At 66.4% G+C, this 19,558-nt stretch carries 15 protein-coding genes and 1 riboswitch; of the genes, 9 read left to right on the forward strand and 6 right to left on the reverse strand.

Features of this window, described 5'->3' with window-relative positions; all coding sequences use genetic code 11:
* Window positions 1-12: 12 nt before the first annotated feature.
* The 3 genes from IHE46_RS02725 to IHE46_RS02735 form a co-directional block, all read right to left on the reverse strand.
* Window positions 13-1,809, reverse strand: coding sequence for a sodium:proton antiporter (locus IHE46_RS02725; RefSeq protein WP_192163054.1), 1,797 nt, complete (start codon window positions 1,807-1,809; stop codon window positions 13-15).
* 115 nt (window positions 1,810-1,924) lie between these two features.
* Window positions 1,925-3,424: a YifB family Mg chelatase-like AAA ATPase gene (locus IHE46_RS02730; protein WP_192163055.1), complete on the reverse strand. Its 1,500-nt coding sequence runs from the start codon at window positions 3,422-3,424 to the stop codon at window positions 1,925-1,927.
* Between the two features lie 144 nt (window positions 3,425-3,568).
* On the reverse strand, window positions 3,569-3,823 hold the full coding sequence (locus IHE46_RS02735; RefSeq protein ID WP_192163056.1) for an accessory factor UbiK family protein: 255 nt from the start codon (window positions 3,821-3,823) through the stop codon (window positions 3,569-3,571).
* A 183-nt stretch (window positions 3,824-4,006) separates the two neighbouring features.
* On the opposite strand from IHE46_RS02735, the gene glnK reads away from it, so the two are divergent.
* Complete coding sequence (gene glnK, locus IHE46_RS02740) at window positions 4,007-4,345, forward strand: P-II family nitrogen regulator (RefSeq protein ID WP_192163057.1); 339 nt, start codon at window positions 4,007-4,009, stop codon at window positions 4,343-4,345.
* A gap of 22 nt (window positions 4,346-4,367) precedes the next feature.
* On the opposite strand, the gene IHE46_RS02745 is transcribed toward glnK, so the two are convergent.
* Entirely contained in the window at window positions 4,368-5,567 is a 1,200-nt protein-coding gene (locus IHE46_RS02745; protein ID WP_192163058.1) for a glycoside hydrolase family 27 protein, read from the reverse strand.
* Window positions 5,568-5,734: 167 nt separating this feature from the next.
* A riboswitch (cobalamin riboswitch) is annotated at window positions 5,735-5,948 on the forward strand.
* 147 nt (window positions 5,949-6,095) lie between these two features.
* Between IHE46_RS02745 and IHE46_RS02750 the strand changes: the two genes are divergently transcribed.
* The 6 genes from IHE46_RS02750 (at window position 6,096) to IHE46_RS02775 (ending at window position 13,504) form a co-directional block, all read left to right on the forward strand.
* A complete protein-coding gene (locus IHE46_RS02750) occupies window positions 6,096-8,573 on the forward strand; it encodes a ribonucleoside-diphosphate reductase subunit alpha (protein WP_192163059.1) in 2,478 nt (825 codons plus the stop codon).
* Between the two features lie 144 nt (window positions 8,574-8,717).
* A complete protein-coding gene (locus tag IHE46_RS02755) occupies window positions 8,718-9,743 on the forward strand; it encodes a ribonucleotide-diphosphate reductase subunit beta (protein ID WP_192163060.1) in 1,026 nt (341 codons plus the stop codon).
* Between the two features lie 52 nt (window positions 9,744-9,795).
* Window positions 9,796-10,365 (forward strand): TetR/AcrR family transcriptional regulator, encoded by a 570-nt coding sequence (locus IHE46_RS02760; protein WP_192163061.1) that lies wholly within the window; start codon window positions 9,796-9,798, stop codon window positions 10,363-10,365.
* Window positions 10,366-10,402: 37 nt separating this feature from the next.
* Entirely contained in the window at window positions 10,403-11,080 is a 678-nt protein-coding gene (locus tag IHE46_RS02765; RefSeq protein ID WP_192163062.1) for a CPBP family intramembrane glutamic endopeptidase, read from the forward strand.
* 101 nt (window positions 11,081-11,181) lie between these two features.
* Complete coding sequence (locus tag IHE46_RS02770; protein WP_192163063.1) at window positions 11,182-11,568, forward strand: BlaI/MecI/CopY family transcriptional regulator; 387 nt, start codon at window positions 11,182-11,184, stop codon at window positions 11,566-11,568.
* Window position 11,569: 1 nt separating this feature from the next.
* The gene (locus IHE46_RS02775) at window positions 11,570-13,504 is read left to right on the forward strand and encodes a M56 family metallopeptidase (protein ID WP_192163064.1); all 1,935 of its coding nucleotides are present in this window, start codon (window positions 11,570-11,572) and stop codon (window positions 13,502-13,504) included.
* A gap of 103 nt (window positions 13,505-13,607) precedes the next feature.
* Here IHE46_RS02775 and IHE46_RS02780 read toward each other — a convergent pair whose 3' ends face one another.
* Window positions 13,608-15,950 (reverse strand): S9 family peptidase, encoded by a 2,343-nt coding sequence (locus IHE46_RS02780; RefSeq protein ID WP_192163065.1) that lies wholly within the window; start codon window positions 15,948-15,950, stop codon window positions 13,608-13,610.
* A gap of 197 nt (window positions 15,951-16,147) precedes the next feature.
* Here IHE46_RS02780 and IHE46_RS02785 point away from each other — a divergent pair, with 197 nt between their 5' ends.
* On the forward strand, window positions 16,148-16,528 hold the full coding sequence (locus IHE46_RS02785; protein WP_192163066.1) for an acyl-CoA thioesterase: 381 nt from the start codon (window positions 16,148-16,150) through the stop codon (window positions 16,526-16,528).
* Window positions 16,529-16,610: 82 nt separating this feature from the next.
* Here IHE46_RS02785 and IHE46_RS02790 read toward each other — a convergent pair whose 3' ends face one another.
* A complete protein-coding gene (locus IHE46_RS02790; RefSeq protein ID WP_192163067.1) occupies window positions 16,611-18,281 on the reverse strand; it encodes a S53 family serine peptidase in 1,671 nt (556 codons plus the stop codon).
* Between the two features lie 474 nt (window positions 18,282-18,755).
* Between IHE46_RS02790 and IHE46_RS02795 the strand changes: the two genes are divergently transcribed.
* A complete protein-coding gene (locus IHE46_RS02795; RefSeq protein WP_192163068.1) occupies window positions 18,756-19,505 on the forward strand; it encodes a glutathione S-transferase family protein in 750 nt (249 codons plus the stop codon).
* Window positions 19,506-19,558: the final 53 nt, after the last annotated feature.

Genomic DNA, 19,558 nt, shown 5'->3' on the forward strand with positions numbered 1-19,558 from the left:
TGCCGCTCTTCCTCATCCCACATCCTGTTCCAGCGGAGGCACCAGGGCAATCACCGTCCAGCCCGGCCTCGGCTCCAGTTCGCGCTTGGTCGAGGCCACACGCAACGCGCCTTTCTCTTCCACGCCGAACAGCAGCACGCTGTCCGGCCCGTACTCCTCGATGAAGCGCGACCAGTCGAACGCGGCGCTGAGCCGCGTGGTCTTGATGCGCCAGCCGCGTGCGAGCAGATCCGCGAAACGCGCGTGCGTCATCGCTTCGTCGAACAGCGGCGGCGCCAGCAGCTTGTCGGCCAGCGCGGCGCGGTCGGTATTCTCTTCCGGCGCGAGCACGCGCAGGCGGTAGACCTTGGTGCGGCCGAACTCCTGCCGGTAATGCACGCAGGCCAGCGTGTTGCGTTCGCGGTGCACGGACATCGCCAGCAGGCGGCCGATGCCGGCGAGATCGAGATTGCGCTCCGCATGCGTCGAGGCCGGATTGCCGAAAAAGGTGTTCAACCCTTCCATGCGTGCCCGCCGGATACCGTCGTGGTCGTCGTCCGCCAGCACTACGCGGAAACCCGCTTCGTGCAGCGCCATGCCTACGCCGCGCGCCACCGCGTCGGAACCGAAGATCAGCACGCCGCGCGGCTCGGGATCGGCCACCTTCAGCCACAGCGCCAAGGGCCGCGCCGTGGCGCTCTGCAGGACCACGGTGCCGATGATGAGGATGAACACCAGCGGCACCAGCGCCTGGGCACCCGCCACGCCCAGCGCCTGCAACCGCAGCGCGAACAGGGCCGACACCGAGGCCGCCACGATGCCGCGCGGCGCCACCCAGCCGATCAGCGCACGCTCGCGCCAACTCAACCCGCTACCCAGGCTGGCCACCAGCACGCTGAGCGGCCGCACCAGGAACTGCGCGATGAGGAAGATCACCGCGCCTTTCCACAGCAGGTCGCCTGGCAGCGGCCACGGCAACCGCGCTGCCAGCAGGATGAACAGCAACGACACCAGCAAGGTGGTGAGGTGCTCCTTGAAGTCGAGGATGTCGTCGACATGCACATCGCGCATGTTGCCCAGCGCGATACCCATGATCGTCACGGTAAGCAGGCCCGAGTCGTGTGCCAGCCAATTGGAAAGCGTGAAAGCCAGCAACACCACGGCCAGCACGCCGAAGTTCTGCAGGTATTCGGGAATCAGCTGGCGCCGCAGCAGCAGGCCCAACAGCCACGCCGCCAGCGCGCCCACCGCTACACCGCACAGCACAGTGCCGAGGAACACGCTGAGCGCGTGGCCTTCCTTGCGCGACACCACCACTTCGTAGATCAGCACCGCGAACAAGGCGCCCAGCGGGTCGATCACGATGCCTTCCCAGCGCAGCGCATTGGCGATGCGGGCGTTCGGCTGCAGCGTGCGCAGCATCGGCGCGATCACGGTAGGTCCGGTGACACACGTGAGCGCACCGAACAGGAATGCGATCGGCCACGCCAGTGCGGCCACCAGGTGCGCGGCCGCGGCCAGCAGCAGCAAGGCGAGCAACGCGCCATAGCTCACCAGCCCGCGCACCACGCCGCCAATGCCGGGCAGCTCGTGGAAGCGCAGCGTGAGGCTGCCTTCGAACAGGATCAGCGCCACCGCCAGCGACACCATGGGAAACAACAGATCGCCCAGCAGGGCATCCGGTCGCAACAGACCGAGCATCGGCCCCAGCAAGAGGCCGGCCAGCAGCAGAAACACGATCGCCGGCAGCTTCGCCCGCCATGCCAGCCACTGGCACAGGAAGCCGATCACCAGCATGCCGGTCAGCACGAGGCCCGGTTCGATGCTCATCGCGATCCTTGGTCTGCGTTGCGGACCTTTATCGGAACACGCCGCCGAGCGACGCGTCCAGACAGCCCATCCAGGACGGGCTCAAGGACCCGGCCACGCATCCCTGATGCGCCCGTCAGAAGCGGCGATATTGCAACGCCTCGGCAAGATGCTCGCGCTCAAGCAGGGCCGCGCCGCCATCGATGTCGGCGATGGTGCGCGCCACGCGCAATATCCGATGGTAGGCGCGCGCGGACTGGCCCAGCCTCTCCAGCGCCTGTTCGTACCAGCGCCTTTCGGCCGGCCCCAGCGCGCAGTCGCGCTCCAGTTCGCGATGGCTGATCTCCGCGTTCGGCCGTCCCGCGCGCATCAGCGCATGACGCCGTGCATTGAAAACGCGGGCCCGCACCGTGGCGGAATCCTCGTCGCGCGGGCCACGCGCCGTGTCCATCTCGCGCAACGGCAGGGGCGGCACCTCGACCGTGAGATCGATGCGATCCAGCAGCGGCCCGGAAATGCGGGCCCGGTAGCGCTGGATCTGCTCCGGCGTGCATTGGCAACGCCGCCGCGTATCGCCCGCGTAACCGCAGGGGCAGGGATTCATCGCCGCCACCAGCTGGAACTGGGCCGGGAAGATGGATTGCCGCGCCGCGCGCGACACCACGATGTGGCCGGATTCCAGCGGTTCGCGCAGCACTTCCAGCACGTGCCGGGTGAACTCGGGCAATTCGTCGAGGAACAGTACGCCGTTGTGCGCCAGCGAGATCTCGCCCGGCCGCGGCTGCGAGCCGCCGCCCACCAGCGCCACCGCCGAGGCGGTGTGGTGCGGTGCCCGGAATGGCCGCCGCCGCCAGCGTGCGAGATCGGTGGACTGGCCGGCCACCGACAACACCGCACAAGTCTCCAGCGCCTCGGATTCGGACAGCGGCGGCAGGATGCCAGGCAAGCGTTCGGCCAGCATGGTCTTGCCGGTGCCGGGCGGTCCCACCATCAGCAGGTGATGGCCGCCGACCGCGGCGATCTCCAGCGCGCGCCGCGCCTGCAGCTGCCCGCGCACGTCGCGCAGGTCCGGGCCGTCGTAGATGCCGCCTTCGGCATCGACCCCAGTGGGCGTGGCCAGATCCTGCGCACCCCGCAACCACCCGCAGACCTCGGCCAGCGTGTCGGCCACGCGCACGTCCACTTCGGAAACCAGCGCCGCTTCGGCTGCATTGGCACGCGGCACCACCACCTTGCGTCCGCGCGCCCGCGCACGCAGCAGCGCGGGAAGCACGCCGGAAACGCTGCGCAGCGAACCGCTCAGCGCCAGTTCGCCTAGGAACTCGCAATCGTCGAGCTTCTCGCGCGGCACCTGGCCGCTGGCGGCAAGGATGCCCAGCGCGATCGGCAGGTCGAAGCGGCCGCCGTCCTTGGGCAACTCGGCCGGGGCCAGATTCACGGTGACCTTGCGGCCGGGGTATTCGAAGGCGGTGTTCTGGATCGCCACGCGCACGCGGTCACGCGCCTCGCGTACGGCGGCTTCGGGCAGGCCCACGATACTGGTGGCCGGCAGGCCGCCGGAAAGATGCACTTCGACCATCACCTGCGGTGCGGCGATGCCTTCCTGGGCGCGGCTGAGGGTAACCGCGAGGCTCATGCGGCCATCCACTGACGGTCCGCATGGGAACCACTGTCGTGCATCCGCATCGAGCCACTCCGTGCGCGACGTCAGGTCATGGTCAAACCACCCGACAAACGCCGGCACGCGGCGCGGCAACGGATCGAACGATCCCGGGAGGCTTCAGTCCCCGCGCTGGGCGGCGGCCTCAAGTTCGGCCACGCGCCGCTCCAGTTCCTCGACCTTGGCGCGGGTGCGCGTAAGCACCTGGCTCTGGACGTCGAACTCCTCGCGGGTGACCAGATCGAGGCGGCGCAATCCCTGTGCCAGGACATCGTGGAAGTTGGCCCGCAGATCCTGCTGCGCCTGCGCCACTCCTGGCGGAACCAACGCAGCCAGGCGTCGTGCCAGCTGCTCAATATCCAGCCCGTCCGTCATGGATGGCGCCTCGAACTTGTCGGGGAGGAATATTGGTGAACGAGCGAGTGGGATGCCATCGGCCGGCTCCGCGATTTCGTGTAGGGGTTACCCTACATGGTATCCGCCCCGCGACAGAGGCGGGGCGGAAAGGCAGAATGTCGGTCCGCATCGCGTCGCGGTGTCCCTGCCCGAGGAATCCCCATGAAGCTGGTCGTGGCGATCATCAAGCCATTCAAGCTCGACGACGTGCGCGAGGCGCTGGCCGAAGTCGGCGTGCAAGGCATCACCGTGACCGAGGTGAAGGGCTTCGGCCGGCAGAAGGGCCATACGGAGCTGTACCGCGGCGCCGAATACGTGGTCGACTTCCTGCCCAAGATCAAGCTGGAAGCCGCCGTGGCCGACGAGCAGCTGGACCGCGTGCTGGAGGCGATCCAGAACTCGGCCCGCACCGGCAAGATCGGCGACGGCAAGATCTTCGTGAGCCCGCTGGAGCAAGTGATCCGCATCCGCACCGGCGAACTGGACCAGGACGCGCTGTAACACGCACCCCGATCCGGCCCGCTCAATGCCCGGCCGGCTCGCCCAGTTTCAGCAGCACGACGCCCAGGGACGGCACGTCGAAGCTGTGCGTGGCGTCGATACGGCCGAGATCACGGTGCTGCCACAGGTCGCGCGCCGGCACTGTGCCGTGCAGGCCCAGTGCCTTGAAGTCCAGCGCGGCGCCCAGGGAATGATTGAGCGTATTCACCAGGGCCACCGCCAGCGTGCCGTCGGCCAGCGGACGCACCCATAGCTGGATCGGCCCTTCCTGCATCACACGGTTGCCCGGCATGCCGCGCGGGTCCTGGTCAATCGCCAGCACTTCCTTGTTGGTGAGCACCTCGCGCGTATCCGCACTCATGGCCGACAAGTCGTTGCCGGCGATCAGCGGCGCGGCAAGCATGGCCCACAGCGTCATGTGCGTGCGTTCGGTTTCCGGCTTGTCCAAGCCCTTGTTGCCGATCTCCAGCATGTCGGCGTCGTTCCAGTGGCCCGGACCCGCGTAGCGTTGCAGGCCCAACTGCGCATTGGCGTTGAACATCATGCTTGCGTAGTTGGCCCGGATGTCGTCGGTGGTGCGCCACAGATTGCCGCCCACCTCGGCGCCCCATTCCCACACGCGGCCCCAGCCGTAGTTGCACAGCGCGTACACGATGGGACGGCCGGTGGCATCCAGCTGCTGGCGCATCAGGCGGTAGGCCGCCTTCATCATCGCGGTCTGCTCGGCTTCGGACTTGCCGTCCATATGCCGCCGGAAGCTGCACAGGTCGTACTTCAGGTAGTCCACGCCCCAGCTGGCGAACTGGCGTGCGTCCTGCGCCTCGTGTCCCAGGCTGCCCGCGTAGCCGCCGCAGGTCTTCTCGCCTGGCGAGGAATAGATGCCGAACTTCAGCCCCTTGGAGTGCACGTAGTCGGCCAGCGCCTTCATGTCGGGGAACTTGGCGTTGGGATGCAGCACACCCTGGGCGTCGCGCTGCCCCTGCCAGCCGTCGTCGATGATCACGTAGCGGTAGCCGGCGGCCGCCATGCCGCTGGACACCAGCTCGTCGGCGGTGCGCCGGATGTCCGCGTCCGTCACATCCGCCCCGAAATGATTCCAGCTGTTCCAGCCCATGGGCGGCGTGCTTGCCAGTGCGGCACTAGATGCCGGCGCCACGGCAGCCGACAGCGGCCCGCAGCAAAGCAACCATCCCAGGCCCAGCCAGGCAGTGAAGGACTTCATGACCCCTCCTTCGATTCGACATTATTCGAAAGCAGGTGAAACATAACCCGGCCTGGGTGTTGACGCACCACAACTTCATGGCGGCCGCACCTGGCAGCCGGATGCGGCCGGCGGCACTTATCCACGGCTTTTACACAATTTATTGGGTTGACCCCTCCCGATCATCACGATATGTTGTGCTTGTCGGTGCCCTGCCAGACGCGATCGTCGGCCGGGCTCAAAAGGGAATCCGGTGCGAATCCGGAACTGCCCCGCAGCGGTAAGTGGAAACGAACGTCTCGATAGCGCACTGATCCACAGCGATCGGGAAGCGGAGACCAGTAGGCGGGCGAAAGCCCACGTCCACGAGTCCGAAGACCTGCCGACGCGGCACGGCCGTAGCGCTGTGCCGAGTGGTGGCGGCTTCCGCGGGGAGGCGCGTCGGATCGTCGGGCCGCTGGCCCGATGGGCGACCGTCCGCGAGCAGCCACTGCATCAGCCCTGCGCGCGGGAGCAGGCAGTTGATCGCCACGGTCTGGAGCCACCGACATGCAGCCTCTCGATACCGATACCCGCGAGCGTTCCGCTGCGCGCGCGGAGTCGTCCCCGCTTCCCGCCGAAACCCCGGCCTCCGCCGGCGAAGCCTTTGCCCTGACCCCGCCGCACAACCCCGGCCAGATGCGCGTGACCAAGCGCAACGGTCGCCAGGAAGTGGTGGACGTGAACAAGATCGTGCGCGCCGTGACCCGCAGCAGCGAAGGCCTGCACGGCGTCGATCCGCTGCGCGTGGCGCTGAAGACCATCGGCGGCCTGTACGACGGCGCCACCACGCAGGAGCTGGACCAGCTCTCGATCCGCACCGCCGCCGCGCTCACCGCGGAAGAACCCGAATACGGCCAGCTCGCCGCGCGCCTGCTGGGCGCGTTCATCGACAAGGAAGTGAGCGGCCAGGAAATCCAGAGCTTCTCGCAGTCCATCGCGCGTGGCGCCGAACTGGGCATCCTCAACGACCGCCTGCGCGATTTCGTCGCCACCAACGCGCGCAAGCTCAACGACGCGATCGACCCGCTCGCTACGCGCCGCTTCGAGTATTTCGGCCTGCGCACGGTGTACGACCGCTACCTGCTGCGCCACCCGCAGCTGCGCAAGGTGATCGAGACGCCGCAGCACTTCTTCATGCGCATCGCCTGCGCGCTGGGCGGCAGCGAGATCGGCGAGACGCTGGAACTCTATCGCCTGCTCTCCTCGCTGGAGTACATCGCCAGCTCGCCGACGCTGTTCAACGCGGGCACCGCGCACGAGCAGCTCAGCTCGTGCTTCCTGCTCGACTCGCCGGCCGACTCGCTGGAGTCGATCTACGAGAAATACGGCGACGTGGCCAAGCTCAGCAAGTTCGCTGGCGGCATCGGCCTGGCGTACTCGCGCGTGCGTTCGCGCGGCTCGCTGATCAAGGGCACCAACGGCCATTCCAACGGTCTGGTGCCGTGGCTGAAGACGCTGGACGCCTCCGTGGCGGCGGTGAACCAGGGCGGCAAGCGCAAGGGCGCGGCCTGCGTGTACCTGGAGCCGTGGCATGGCGACATCGAGGAGTTCCTCGAGCTGCGCGACAACACCGGCGACGAAGCCCGCCGCACGCACAACCTCAACCTGGCCAACTGGATCCCCGACGAATTCATGCGTCGCGTGGAAACCGACGGCGAATGGTCGCTGTTCGATCCCAAGGTCGTGCCGCACTTCGTCGACAGCTGGGGCGAGACCTTCGAGAAGTCCTACCGCGAAGCCGAGGCCGCCGGCCTCGCCGTGAAAAAGGTGAAGGCACGCGAGCTGTACGCCCGCATGCTGCGCACGCTGGCGCAGACCGGCAACGGCTGGATGACCTTCAAGGATCGCAGCAACGCCACCAGCAATCAGACGGCTAAGGCGGAAAACGTCATCCACCTGTCGAACCTGTGCACCGAGATCCTGGAAGTCACCAACGCCGACGAGACGGCGGTGTGCAACCTGGGCTCGATCAACCTGTCCCGCCACGTGGTCGACGGACGCTTCGATTTCGACAAGCTCGCCGCCACCGCGCGCACCGCGGTGCGCCAGCTGGATCGCGTGATCGATCTCAATTTCTACCCGATCGACACCGCCAAGGTCGCCAACAACAAGTGGCGTCCGGTGGGCCTGGGCGTGATGGGCCTGCAGGACGTGTTCTTCAAGCTGCGCCTGCCGTTCGACTCCGCCGAAGCGCTGGAACTGTCCACGCGCATCGCCGAGGAGATCTATTACAACGCGCTGTCGCAGTCGAACGAGCTGGCGATGGAACACGGCGCACACCCGGGCTTTGCGGAAAGCCGCGCCGCCAACGGCGAGCTGCAGTTCGACTACTGGAGCAACGCCACGCCAAACGGCGCTGCGCGCTGGGATGTGCTGCGCGAATCGATCAAGGCCAAGGGCCTGCGCAACTCGCTGCTGATCGCGATCGCGCCGACCGCAACCATTGCGTCGATCGCCGGCTGCTACGAGTGCATCGAGCCGCAGGTGAGCAACCTGTTCAAGCGCGAGACGCTGTCGGGCGACTTCCTCGTCGTCAACCGCTACCTGGTCGATGAGCTGAAGACGCTGGGGCTGTGGACGTCCGAGATCCGCGACGCCATCAAGCTGGCGGAAGGTTCGATCCAGGGCATCACCGCGATCCCCGAGCGCCTGCGCACCATCTACCGCACGGTGTGGGAGCTGCCGCAGAAGGCGCTGATCGACCTGGGCGCCGCCCGCGGTGCGTACATCGACCAGAGCCAGTCGCTGAACCTGTTCATGGAAAACCCGAACATCGGTCAGCTCAGCTCCATGTACATGTACGCGTGGAAGTCCGGCATCAAGACCACCTACTACCTGCGTTCGCGTCCGGCCACCAAGATCGCCAAGACCACGGTGTCGGCCGCTCCGGCCGCCAAGCCGGCACCTGTCGCCGACCAGGAACAGGCGACGGCGGCGGTGTTCTGCTCGCTGGAGAACCCGGAGTACTGCGAGGCATGTCAGTAAACCTCACCGTCATCCCAACGAAAGCTGGGATCCAGTGACTCTATCGCGGGATTGGAAAAGCGCTGGATTCCTACTTTCGCAGGAATGACGAGAAAAAACAGAAGCGCCGCCTACATGGGACGCACTACGACACAAGGAAACCCCATGTCCGCCCAACCCGAACGCGCCCAGCACATTCTCGACCCCGGCTTCGAGCTCACCCTGCGCCCGATGCGCTACCCCGAGTTCTACGAGATGTACCGCAACGCGATCAAGAACACGTGGACGGTGGACGAGGTCGACTTCTCGCTGGACACCACCGACCTGCGCTCGAAGATGAGCGAGGCCGACCGGCACCTGATCCATCGCCTGGTGGCGTTCTTCGCCACCGGCGACACCATCGTGGCGAACAACCTGGTGCTGAACCTGTACCAGCACATCAACGCGCCCGAAGCGCGCATGTACCTCTCGCGCCAGCTGTACGAAGAAGCGCTGCACGTGCAGTTCTACCTCACCCTGCTGGACACCTACATTCCGGATCCGGGCGAGCGCAACAAGGCCTTCGCGGCGATCGAGAACATTCCGTCGATCCGCCAGAAGGGCGAGTTCTGCTTCAAGTGGATCGATTCCATCCAGAACCTGCAGAGGCTGGAGACGCGCGAGCAGCGCCGCCAGTTCCTGCTCAACCTGATCTGCTTCGCCGCGTGCATCGAGGGCCTGTTCTTCTTCGCCGCGTTCGCCTACGTGTACTTCCTGCGCTCGCGCGGGCTGCTGCACGGCCTGGCCTCGGGCACCAACTGGGTGTTCCGCGACGAGAGCTGCCACATGGCGTTCGCCTTCGACGTGGTGCGCAAGGTACGCGCCGAAGAACCCGACCTGTTCGACGACGAGATGCGCTCGCAGATCGAGGAGATGCTGGAAGACGCCATCGCCTGCGAAACGCAGTTCGCCGAGGACGTGCTCTCCGGCGGCGTGGCCGGCCTGTCGGTGAAGGACATGCGCCAGTACCTCGAGTACTGCGCCGACCAGCGCCTGACCCAGCTCGACCTGCCCAAGAAGTACGGCGCGAAGAACCCGTTCGACTTCATGGATCTGCAGGACGTGCAGGAAGTCACCAACTTCTTCGAGCGCCGCGTCTCGGCCTACCAGGTGGGCGTGCAGGGCGAAGTCGCCTTCGACATGTCGTTCTGAGTCCGAAGGCAGCGCTTGACATGTAACAGACGTTACACGTAACGTCTGTTACATGCATACACGCAAAGAAGCGCTGGTCGATTCCATCGTCGCCTACCTGCTCGAACACGGGCTGGCCGATCTTTCGCTGCGCCCGCTTGCCGCAGCCACCCACACCAGCGCCCGCCTGCTGATCTACCACTTCGAGTCGAAGGAAGGCCTGCTCGCCGAAGTCCTCGAAGCCATGCAGACGCGGCTCAGGCAATCCTTCTCGCGATTGCTGGAACGTCCGCCCACCCGCGGCGTCATCAAGCCGCCGCTGAAACTGCTCTGGGAATGGGCGATCGCGCCGAAGAACTTCGCGTACCTGAAGCTGCTCTACGAACTGCAGATCCTGGCCGTCCAGAATCCGAACGTCTACGCGCAATACCTGCAGCGCAATACCGCGAACTGGTCGGAACTGGTGCTCGCGCTGCTTCCTGCGCAAGAGCGCGACCCGGCCTTCGCCACGTTGTGCGTTGCGGTCTTCGACGGCCTTTTCATCGAGCTGATGAGCACCGGCGACCGCAAGCGGACGACCCAGGCCATCGACCAGTTCATCCGCATCGTCGGCGACGCGCGCACGAACCGGGCGCGCGCCTGACCCGTCCCACCCCATGCACAGCCCCGCAGAGGCATCCATGCAGACCACCATCACCGGCTTCAGGGCGATCGACAGGCGCACCTGGCTCGTCACCCTGGGCGGGCTGCTGCTCGCGCTCGGCGTGGTCAGCCTTCCTTTCAGCGACTGGGACCACGAGTTCGCAGGCATCGGGCACCTGCTCGGCAACGAGGCGATCTGGTGGATCTACATCGCGGCGATGCTGCTCTATGTGCGCAAAGTCGAACGGCGGCCACTGTCGTCCATCGGCTTCCGTCCACCCGGCGTCGGCAACACGCTCATCGGCGTGGCGGCCGGCGTGGCGGTGCTGGCCATGCTGGGTGCGATGTATTTCGTCATCCTTCCGGCACTCCACCTGAGCGACTCGGTGGGTTCGAGCGCCAACGGCGGCGCCCTGATGGCCACACCCTTCTGGTGGCGCTTCATTTCGACCGTGCGCGCTGCGGTGTCCGAGGAAGTACTGTTCCGCGGCTACGCGATGCAGCGGATCGAAGAAGTGAGCGGCAGCCGCACCGTCGCACTGCTGCTCTCCCTCACTGTGTTCACCATCGACCATGTGGCCTACTGGGGTTGGAGCCACGAGCTGATCGTCGCCACCGGCGGCCTGGCCTTCTCGCTGCTGTACCTGTGGCGGCGCAACCTGTGGGTCAACATCATCGCCCACTTCATCGTGGACGCCGCCTCGGTACTGGCCTGAGGCAACGCCGGGGCTTGCCGCGGAATAGCCCAGCGGCCTATTGACTACACGTGTCGCCAGAGGTAGTTTGGCGACACGTGTAGTCAATACGGAGCCGCGCCATGTCACGCCCCACCATCGGCGACCAGGAACTCGCCCTGCTGCATTACCTCGCCGCTCACGAGCCCGTTTCGGTGGGGGAGGTGGCCTCCGGCTTCGGCGAGGCGCAGGGCCTCGCCCGCTCCACCGTGCTGACGATGATGGAGCGCCTGCGCGCCAAGGGTTACCTCAAGCGCCGGCAGGCGCAGGGCGTGTACCGCTACAGCACCGCCACCGGCCCCGGCGAAGCAATGCGCAGCGCGGTGGGCCGCTTCGTGGAAAGCACGCTGAGCGGCTCGGTGTCGCCCTTCGTGGCATGGATGGCGGAACGCGGCGAAATCAGCGACAACGAATTCGCTGAACTGCAGGCGCTGGTGAAACAGCTCAAGAGCACGCGCAAGGAGAAGTGAGATGACGACGCTCGATCATCTGGCCTCCGTCTGGCTGGAACGACTGGCCTGGACTTCGCTGCAAGCAATGCTGCTGGTCGCGGCCGTGGCGCTGCTCGTCCGCGCCCTGCCGCGCCTGCCTGCCGCCGCACGCTGCGCATTGTGGTGGCTGGTCGGCCTGCAGTCGCTGCTGGGGCTGTGCTGGCAGGCACCGATCCGGCTGCCCCTGCTGGCGCCGGTATCGGTCGAAGCACCTATCCCCGCAACGCAACACCATGCGCCAGCCGACGTGATCATCGATGCCGCGGGCTTCGATCACGTCAGCCAGCGTCCCATGGCCGTGTCGGCCGCGGTGGTGTCTGCCGCGCCCCCCACCGCCAAGGACGGCTGGATCTCCACGCACTGGCGCTCGGCCCTGCTCGCCGCATGGCTGTTGCTGCTGCTGGCACAGCTGCCCGCACTGATCCGGGACCATGCCCGCACACGCCGCCTACACCGCACCGCGCGCTCGACGACGGATGCCGAACTGCTGACGCACTGCGCGCAGCAAGCACATACGCTAGGTCTGCGCCGCGCGCCCGCCGTGCTTGCTTCGCCCGAGATCGCCTCGCCGCAAGTCAGCGGCAGCTTGCGGCCAGTGGTGTTGTGGCCGGCGCAAGGCACGCTGGACGCAGACGAGGCCTCGCTGGCGCTGGCCCACGAACTCGCCCATCTGAAACGCGGCGACCTGCTGTCCGGCTGGATTCCCGCACTGGCCGCGCGCCTGTTCTTCTTCCACCCGCTGCTGCGCTGGGCGATGCGCGAATACGCACTCAACCGCGAAGCCGCCTGCGACGCGCTGGCGGTGGAGCAGCAACGCGTCGCACCGCAGGACTACGGCCGCCTGCTGCTGCGCCTTGGCGTGCACCATCCGCTGCATGCCGCACTGGCCGGTGCTTCCCCCACCTTCCTCAACCTGAAAAGGCGACTGACCATGCTGCAACAGACCACCACCGCCATGTCGCGTGTGCGCGGCTGGCTGCTCGTCGCGCTCGTCGCCCTGATCGGCGTGCTGCCGTATCGCGTGGTGGCGGGCGACCATGCCGCGCCCGTGGCCGTACCCGCGGCGCCCAGTTCCATTGCGCCGCCACTGCCGCCGCCGCCGCCTGCACCACCCGCGCCGCCTGCGCCCGACGCACCGCCGGCAGCGCTGCCACCGCCTCCTCCGCCCCCGCCCCCGCCTGCTCCCCCTGCTCCTCCCGCGCCACCGCCGCCGCCCCCTGCGCCCAATTTCGGCTTCCACGCCAACAGTGTGAGCATCGACATCGAACCCGGCATGCAACGTGGCTTCGCCTTGTTCGACGGCAGCAGCCTCACGATTCGCGGCACCGAAGCCGATGCAGCGGCCATCAAGCATCTGCCCAAGACCGGTGGCCCACTGCTGTGGCTTCGTCGCGGCGACAAGACCTACGTGACCCACGACAAAGCCACCATCGAACGCGCAAGCCAAATCTGGCTGCCGCTCAACGAGATTTCGCACCAGCAGATTGGCGTAGCTGCACAACAACGCTCTGTAGCCATGAAAGACGCCGAAATGGCGAAGCGCTCGGCGGCGCTGGCGCGTGCCCAGGCCGAATTGGCACGTTCGCAAGCCACCCTCGTCGCCGAGCGTATGTCCCTCGACACCACCGCGCAGGCAGAGGATTCCGCCGCGCAAAAGGCTGCCGCGGACAACGCCCGCCAAAAGGTCGAATCGCAGCAGCAAGCCATCGAGGCACAACGCCTCGCCATCGAAGCGAGGCAGGCCGCCATGCAGGCGAGCGTGCAGCAGCATCAACGTGACATGGATGCGCGGCAAGCCACCATCGATAAGCAGCAAGCGGCCCTCGACCAACAAGAACAGACCATCACCCGCAAGGCGTACGGCGAAATGGACAAGTTGATCGACGAGACGCTGGCCAAGGGCGGCAACACCTGAGGGCTTGCCCAGATAACAGGGCGCACCGCATCCGCGTGTCGCAAAACAAAAGGCCGGGACTCGCGTCCCGGCCTTTCGCTTTGTACCGCTCAAGCGACCGCGATCAGAACCACGGCAACTTCTTCAGTTCGTACTCCTTCGGCGGCGTGTCGCCGGCGAGGTACTGCACGAAGTAATCCCAGCGCCGGCGCGTGGCATAAGGCGTGGCGGCGGCGTAGCCGTGGTGGACGTTGGGGATGATGAGCATGTCGAAATCCTTGTTGGCCTTGATCAGCGCATCGGCCACCAGGAAGGTTTCGCCCAACGGTACGTTGTCGTCGATCGAGCCGTGCACCAGCATCAGGCGGCCCTTGAGGTTCTTCGCCATGTCCTGGTTGGCCTGGTTGTCGTAGTTGGTGGTGCCGTCCTTGTTCGTCACCAGCAGGCCCTGGTACTTCTCGCCCCAGTCGTTCTCGTAGTTGCGGTTGTCGTGGTTGCCGCTCTCGGCCCAGCCGACCTTGAAGAAGTCGGGGTAGCGGAACATCGCGTCGGCGGTGGTGTTGCCGCCGCCGGAGTGGCCCCAGATGCCGACGCGGTTGATGTCGATCCACGGGTAGCGCTGCGCCAGTTCCTTGATGCCGGCGACCTGGTCGGGCAGCGTGTTGTCGCCCATCTGGCCGTACCAGGTGTGGTGGAAACTGGCCGAACGCCACGGCGTACCCATGCCGTCGAGTGCGATCACGATGAAGCCGAGCTCGGCCAGCGCCTGGTTGTCGCCCTGCGCCGGCATGAAGCTGCGGGTACGCACCGAGCCGGTCTGCGGGCCGGGGTAGACGTAGTCGATGATCGGGTACTTCTTGCTGGGGTCGAAGTGGCTCGGCTTGAACATCTGACCGTAGAGTTCCGTCTTGCCGTCACGCGCCTTCACGGTGAACGGAATCGGCGCCACCCAACCGGCGGCCTTCAGGCGCGAGAGATCTGCCTTGGCGACGGTGGCGATGACGTGGCCGTCGTCGCTGGAGCGCAGCACGGTGACCGGCGCCGTGGCGACCGTGGAATAGCTGTCCACGAAGGTCTTGCCGTCGGGCGACATGCTGATGGTGTGGTCGGCATCTTCCGGCGTCAGCAGCACGGGCTTGCCGCCATCCACACCCACCTTCCAGAACTGCTTGAAGTACGGATCCACGCCCGCCACGCGGCCGGTACCGATGAACCACAGCTCGCGCGACTTGCGGTCGAGGTGCAATACGTCGATGACGTTGCCGTCGCCGGTGGTGATGGAATGCAGCTCCTTGCCGGTGTTGATGTCGTACAGATAGAGGTTCTGCCAGTCGCTGCGCTCGGACGGCCAAATGGCCTCGTGCGAATCCGGCAGGTAGCGCCAGTTCACGTGGTCCATGCCGCTTGAGTAGTAAGTCGCCACCTTCTCGTCGAAGGCGGTGCGCACGGCGCCGGTGTCGGCGTTGACCACGCGATACCAGGCCTGCTTGCGGTCGCGCGAGCTGTTGACCATGGCGAGGGTCTTGCTGTCGGGCGCCCACTGCAGGTCGTCCCAGTGGCCGTCGCTGTTGTAGCTGAGGTCATCGTCCAGGGTGGACAGGCGCTGTTGCGGCGGCAGCTGCAGGCGCACCACTTTGTGCGTGTCCACGTCGACCACCACCGGCTCGATCATGAACACCTTTTTGTCGCCCGGCAGCGGATATTTCCACGCATCCAGCTCAGGGTGGCCCACCTTCGTGCTCACGGTGTACATCTCGCCCACGCCACGCTGGTCCTGCTGGTAGGTGGCGATCCGCTTCGAGTCGGGCGACCAGTCCACCACGGCGCGGTCGGTATGGATCCAGCCCGCGTTGTCGGTGGCGTAGCCGAAGTCCTTCACGCCATCGGTAGTGAGCTGGGTTTCCTTGCCGGTGGCGAGGTCGCGCACCCACAGGTTCCAGTCGCGGACGAAGGCTTCCTTGGTCTTGTCGGGCGAAACGATGCCCGGCTCGTCGCCGGTCTTCACCGCCGCCTTGGTGGTGCAGTCGCCTGCGCCGGACAGGTCGCACACATAGTGCTTGCCCATCATCGAGATGTCGTAGCGGCCATCCTTCTGCACGCTGAAGTCGAAGCCGTACGGGGGCACCTTGTTGGCCGGTACCGGCTTGCCGGTGGCCTTGCCCAGCGCGGCGGCGAGCTTGGCCTGGTCGAAGGCCGGCGCGGCGGTGCCGGTGGCGGTGTCCATCTCCATCACGCGGTCGCCGCTGGCGTCGTGGTCGATGTACCAGAAATGGGTGTCGTCCAGCCATTTCACGCGCTGCACGTCGTGATCGACCAGCGGCATGGTGTTGTAGATCATGAAGCGTTCCGCCTGCGCGTAGTCCTGCGCGGTGAGCGTGCGCGTCTGCGCCATCGCGCCCGTGCTGCCCACCAGCAGCGCCGCTGCCAGCGCGCCGGCGAGGCGCGTCTTGCCGATAGTCGAACTCATCTTCTTTTCACCCCTTGAGGGAACGAAACCGGCGCCCGCGACGCGAGCGCATCAACGCCCGATGCTAATGCTTCGTGCGCAGGCGCACCCCTGCCAAAGGTTGAGCTGCGCCCGCAAGAAAAGTCGACCCGCATGGCGCCTGCCGCTTCCGCACTGCGGCAAAATGGCGGACTTCCCCATTCGCCACGGAACCCTCGATGTCCGCCACCCTGCCCGAAGCCCGCCTGCTGGAAATGGTATTCCCCGATCACACCAACCATCTCGGCACGCTGTTCGGCGGCCAGGCGCTGGCATGGATGGACAAGGCCGCCTTCATCGTGGCGTCGCGCCACGCGCGGCGCATCGTGGTCACCGCGCGCTCGGAAGAGGTGAACTTCCGCGTACCGGTGCGTACTGGTCAGCTGGTGGAGCTGGTGGCGCGCATCGTGGGCACGGGCCGCAGCTCGATGCAGGTGGAAGTGGAAATGACCGCGGAGGATCCGCTCAGCGGCGATCGCCGTATCTGCACCACCGGCCGCTTCGTGATGATCGCGCTGGATTCCAACGGCACGCCGACGGCCGTGCCGGCACTGGCCTGAGGGCCCGCAAAAAGGCCCGGGGTCGCCCCCGGGCCTTGATCCAGGCTTCCCGGACACGCTCCGGGAAAGCCACCGATCGCAACTACGGAATCAACGCCGAAATCAGCGCCGGCTTCGGGCTGCCCCAGCCGGTGACCAGGTCGAAACCCGTCACGGCCGAGTAGGTACCGGACTTGCCGCTGGTGATGTCGTGGAAGTCCGTGGTGTACGCACTGGTCAGCTTGCCGCCCGACTCGTTCTGCGCATAGATGGCCGGATCGAAGAAGCCGACGGTGGCGCCGCCGCTCGCGGTCGACTGCTGGTTGGCCAGCGCGGCGAAGGCCGCCCACATCGGTGCGGCGAAGCTGGTGCCGCCGTAGTCGTTGGCCGTGCAGGTGGTCTGATCCGCGCACACGTAGAACGTGAAGTTGGCGTTGGCCGAGACGTCCGGACCGTTGCGGTAGGTCGTCGACCCCTTGTTGCTGCTGTTGATCACGCCGGAAGCCGCCTGCCACGAGGGAATGGCGATCTTGTCCGGCGAGATGCCGCCGCCGCTGTCGACCCATGCCGTTTCGGAGGCCCAGGCCCCGCCCGCCGAAGCGGTGGTCAGGTCGGTGCCGCCGACGCCGATGACGTAGGCGGCATCGGCCGGCCATGCCTCGTTGCGCTTCGACCAGGTCGAGCTGTCGCCGGAGGCGACGAAGAAGCTCTGGCCCTGCGCGGCCATCTTTTCCCAATAGGGATTCAGCGTGCTCGGGTCGGCCGGCGTCCAGCCCCACGAGCAGCCGATGGTGGTCGGCAGCGGGCTGTGCGTGGTCATGGAGCTGAGGATGGCGGTATCGGTGGAACCGACGTAAACCGTCAGGCTGGCCAGCCCCGGCGCCATGCCGAGTGCCTGCGTCATGTCCAGCGTCTGCTCGGTGTCGTCGCAACTACCGCCCGCCCTGGAATCGACACACGCGGTGCTGGTGCCGTCCGTCGACAACAACGTGACGGGCACGTTGTTGGTCTGCCCCACGTTCTTGTAGTACGTGGCCAGGTCGGCCAGGTCGGTGCCTACGAACTCGAACAGGCCCAGGTTCTGGCCGGCGCCGGTCAGCGCGGTGCCGCCGTAGTAGGCCGCGCGCATGTCGCTGCCCAGGAACGAGCCCGAGGGGCCGGAACCCGTCGTCGCATGCGACACCACGGCGTCGGGAGAGATGCCGTGCTCCCGCGCGTAGTCGCTCTTCTTCACCAGCATGGGGTGGGGAATCGAGTAGTTGTTCAGGCCGGAGACGTGCCACAGCGGCATCGCCAGCGATGTCGAGGGTTCGCGATCCGGGCTGTAGAAAACGCGGTTCTCGGTGGGATGCTGGTAGGTATGCATCTTCACGTTGAAGGCCGACTCCACCGCGGAGACCGGGCCGACGATCTGTACGTCCATGCCGTCGCGGCTGCCGCCGGTGACCGTGAAGCCGTTCCTCACCAGATACTTCACGACGGCGTCGTAGTCGTGCTGGGTGGGGCCGTAGACCACGGTGAACTGCGCCGGCGTGAGGTAGTCGCGATAACTGATGCTGCTGGGATCGGTCACGCTGGCCACGAACCGGTCGAGGCCGGCCTGGTCGCTCACCGGAAGCACCACGTCGAGGCTCATCAGCTGGTTGGCGGGCAGGTCGCCCACCTGCTTCGCCGCTCCCTGGCGTACCGCATCGCGCACGTGATGCGTCATGAACTCCCCGGCCCATGCCGTCGTCGTCGCGCCCAAGGCCATGGCCACGGCGAGCGAAAGCATGCATGCACGCCGTGCGAGGCGCGAAGCGTCACGCTTGAAGCCTTCCCCATTCGAAATTGACCTGATCATGGAAAACCACTCCTCTCTGCTAGATGACAGTGAAGTGGAGAGAGAAGCGGCATGCGCATCGCTGCCCGGGGTCGTTCGGGTTGTACCGGACCGGGATGCGACCAGCGTGAAACCGCCACGATGGAGCGGCTCCCCTCTCGCCCATTACCACGTCCCCCATCGTTCACAGCGTCAAGCGCTGTCGCGGCTATTCGTATGTTTTGCCGCTCTATACCGCAAAAAGCTTCGATGACCGGTCGCCGGACTACGGCGGTATGACCGACTGCCAACGGCGGTGGACAGAATCGGTTGACAAGGCCGCCGTCGAAGCGCGCGATACCGTGCGCCCGTGCCTGTTCCGGACCGATTGACGCCGCCGCGACCCTGCGCGCACGCTGTTCCGATCCCGCCCAATGGAGTGCCGCGATGGTTCGTCTCAAGGTCATCGGCAGCTACCTGTCGCCCTATGTGCGCAAGGTGCTGGCCTGCATGGAACTGAAGGAGCTGGATTACGAGGTCGACCCGATGCCGCCGTTCATAGGCAACGAGGCCTTCGCGCGCCTCAGCCCGCTGAAGCGCGTGCCGGTGCTGATCGACGACGGGCTGGTGGTGAACGACTCCACCGTGATCTGCCAGTACCTGGAAGACAGGCACCCTTCGCCGTCGATCTACCCGCGCGACATCGCGGACCGCGCCCGTGCCCGCTGGCTGGAGGAATACGCCGACACGCGGCTGGCCGACGGCCTGATCTGGCGGGTGTTCTACCAGCGCTCGATCCGCCGCCGCGTGTTCAACGAACCCGCCGACGAGGCAGTGGTGACGCAGGCGCTGGAAGTGGAGATCCCCGCCGCGCTCGACTACCTGGAAACCCAGATGCCGGCGGACGGCTTCCTCTTCGGCGCGCTCTCCATCGCCGACATCAGCATCGCCAGCTATTTCCGCACCGCCTTCTTTTCCCGCTACACCATCGACGCCGCGCGCTGGCCGCACACCGCTGCACTGGTGGAGCGCGTGCAGGCGTTGCCAGTGATGCAGAAACTTGCCCGCTACGAAGACTGCACGCTGCGCCTACCTCTGGCCGAGCAGCGCGCCGCCTTGCTCGCCGCGGGCGCACCGCTTACCAGCGAGACCATGGGTACCTGCGCACCGCGGCCGGTGTTGCCGCGCACGTCCTGAGCGGAACTTCACGCCTTTCCCCTTCCGCCCGCTGCCGAGATACGGCCGTTCGT

Origin of the sequence: Rhodanobacter sp. DHG33, from assembly GCF_014843005.1 — a bacterium.
Lineage (GTDB): Bacteria > Pseudomonadota > Gammaproteobacteria > Xanthomonadales > Rhodanobacteraceae > Rhodanobacter_A.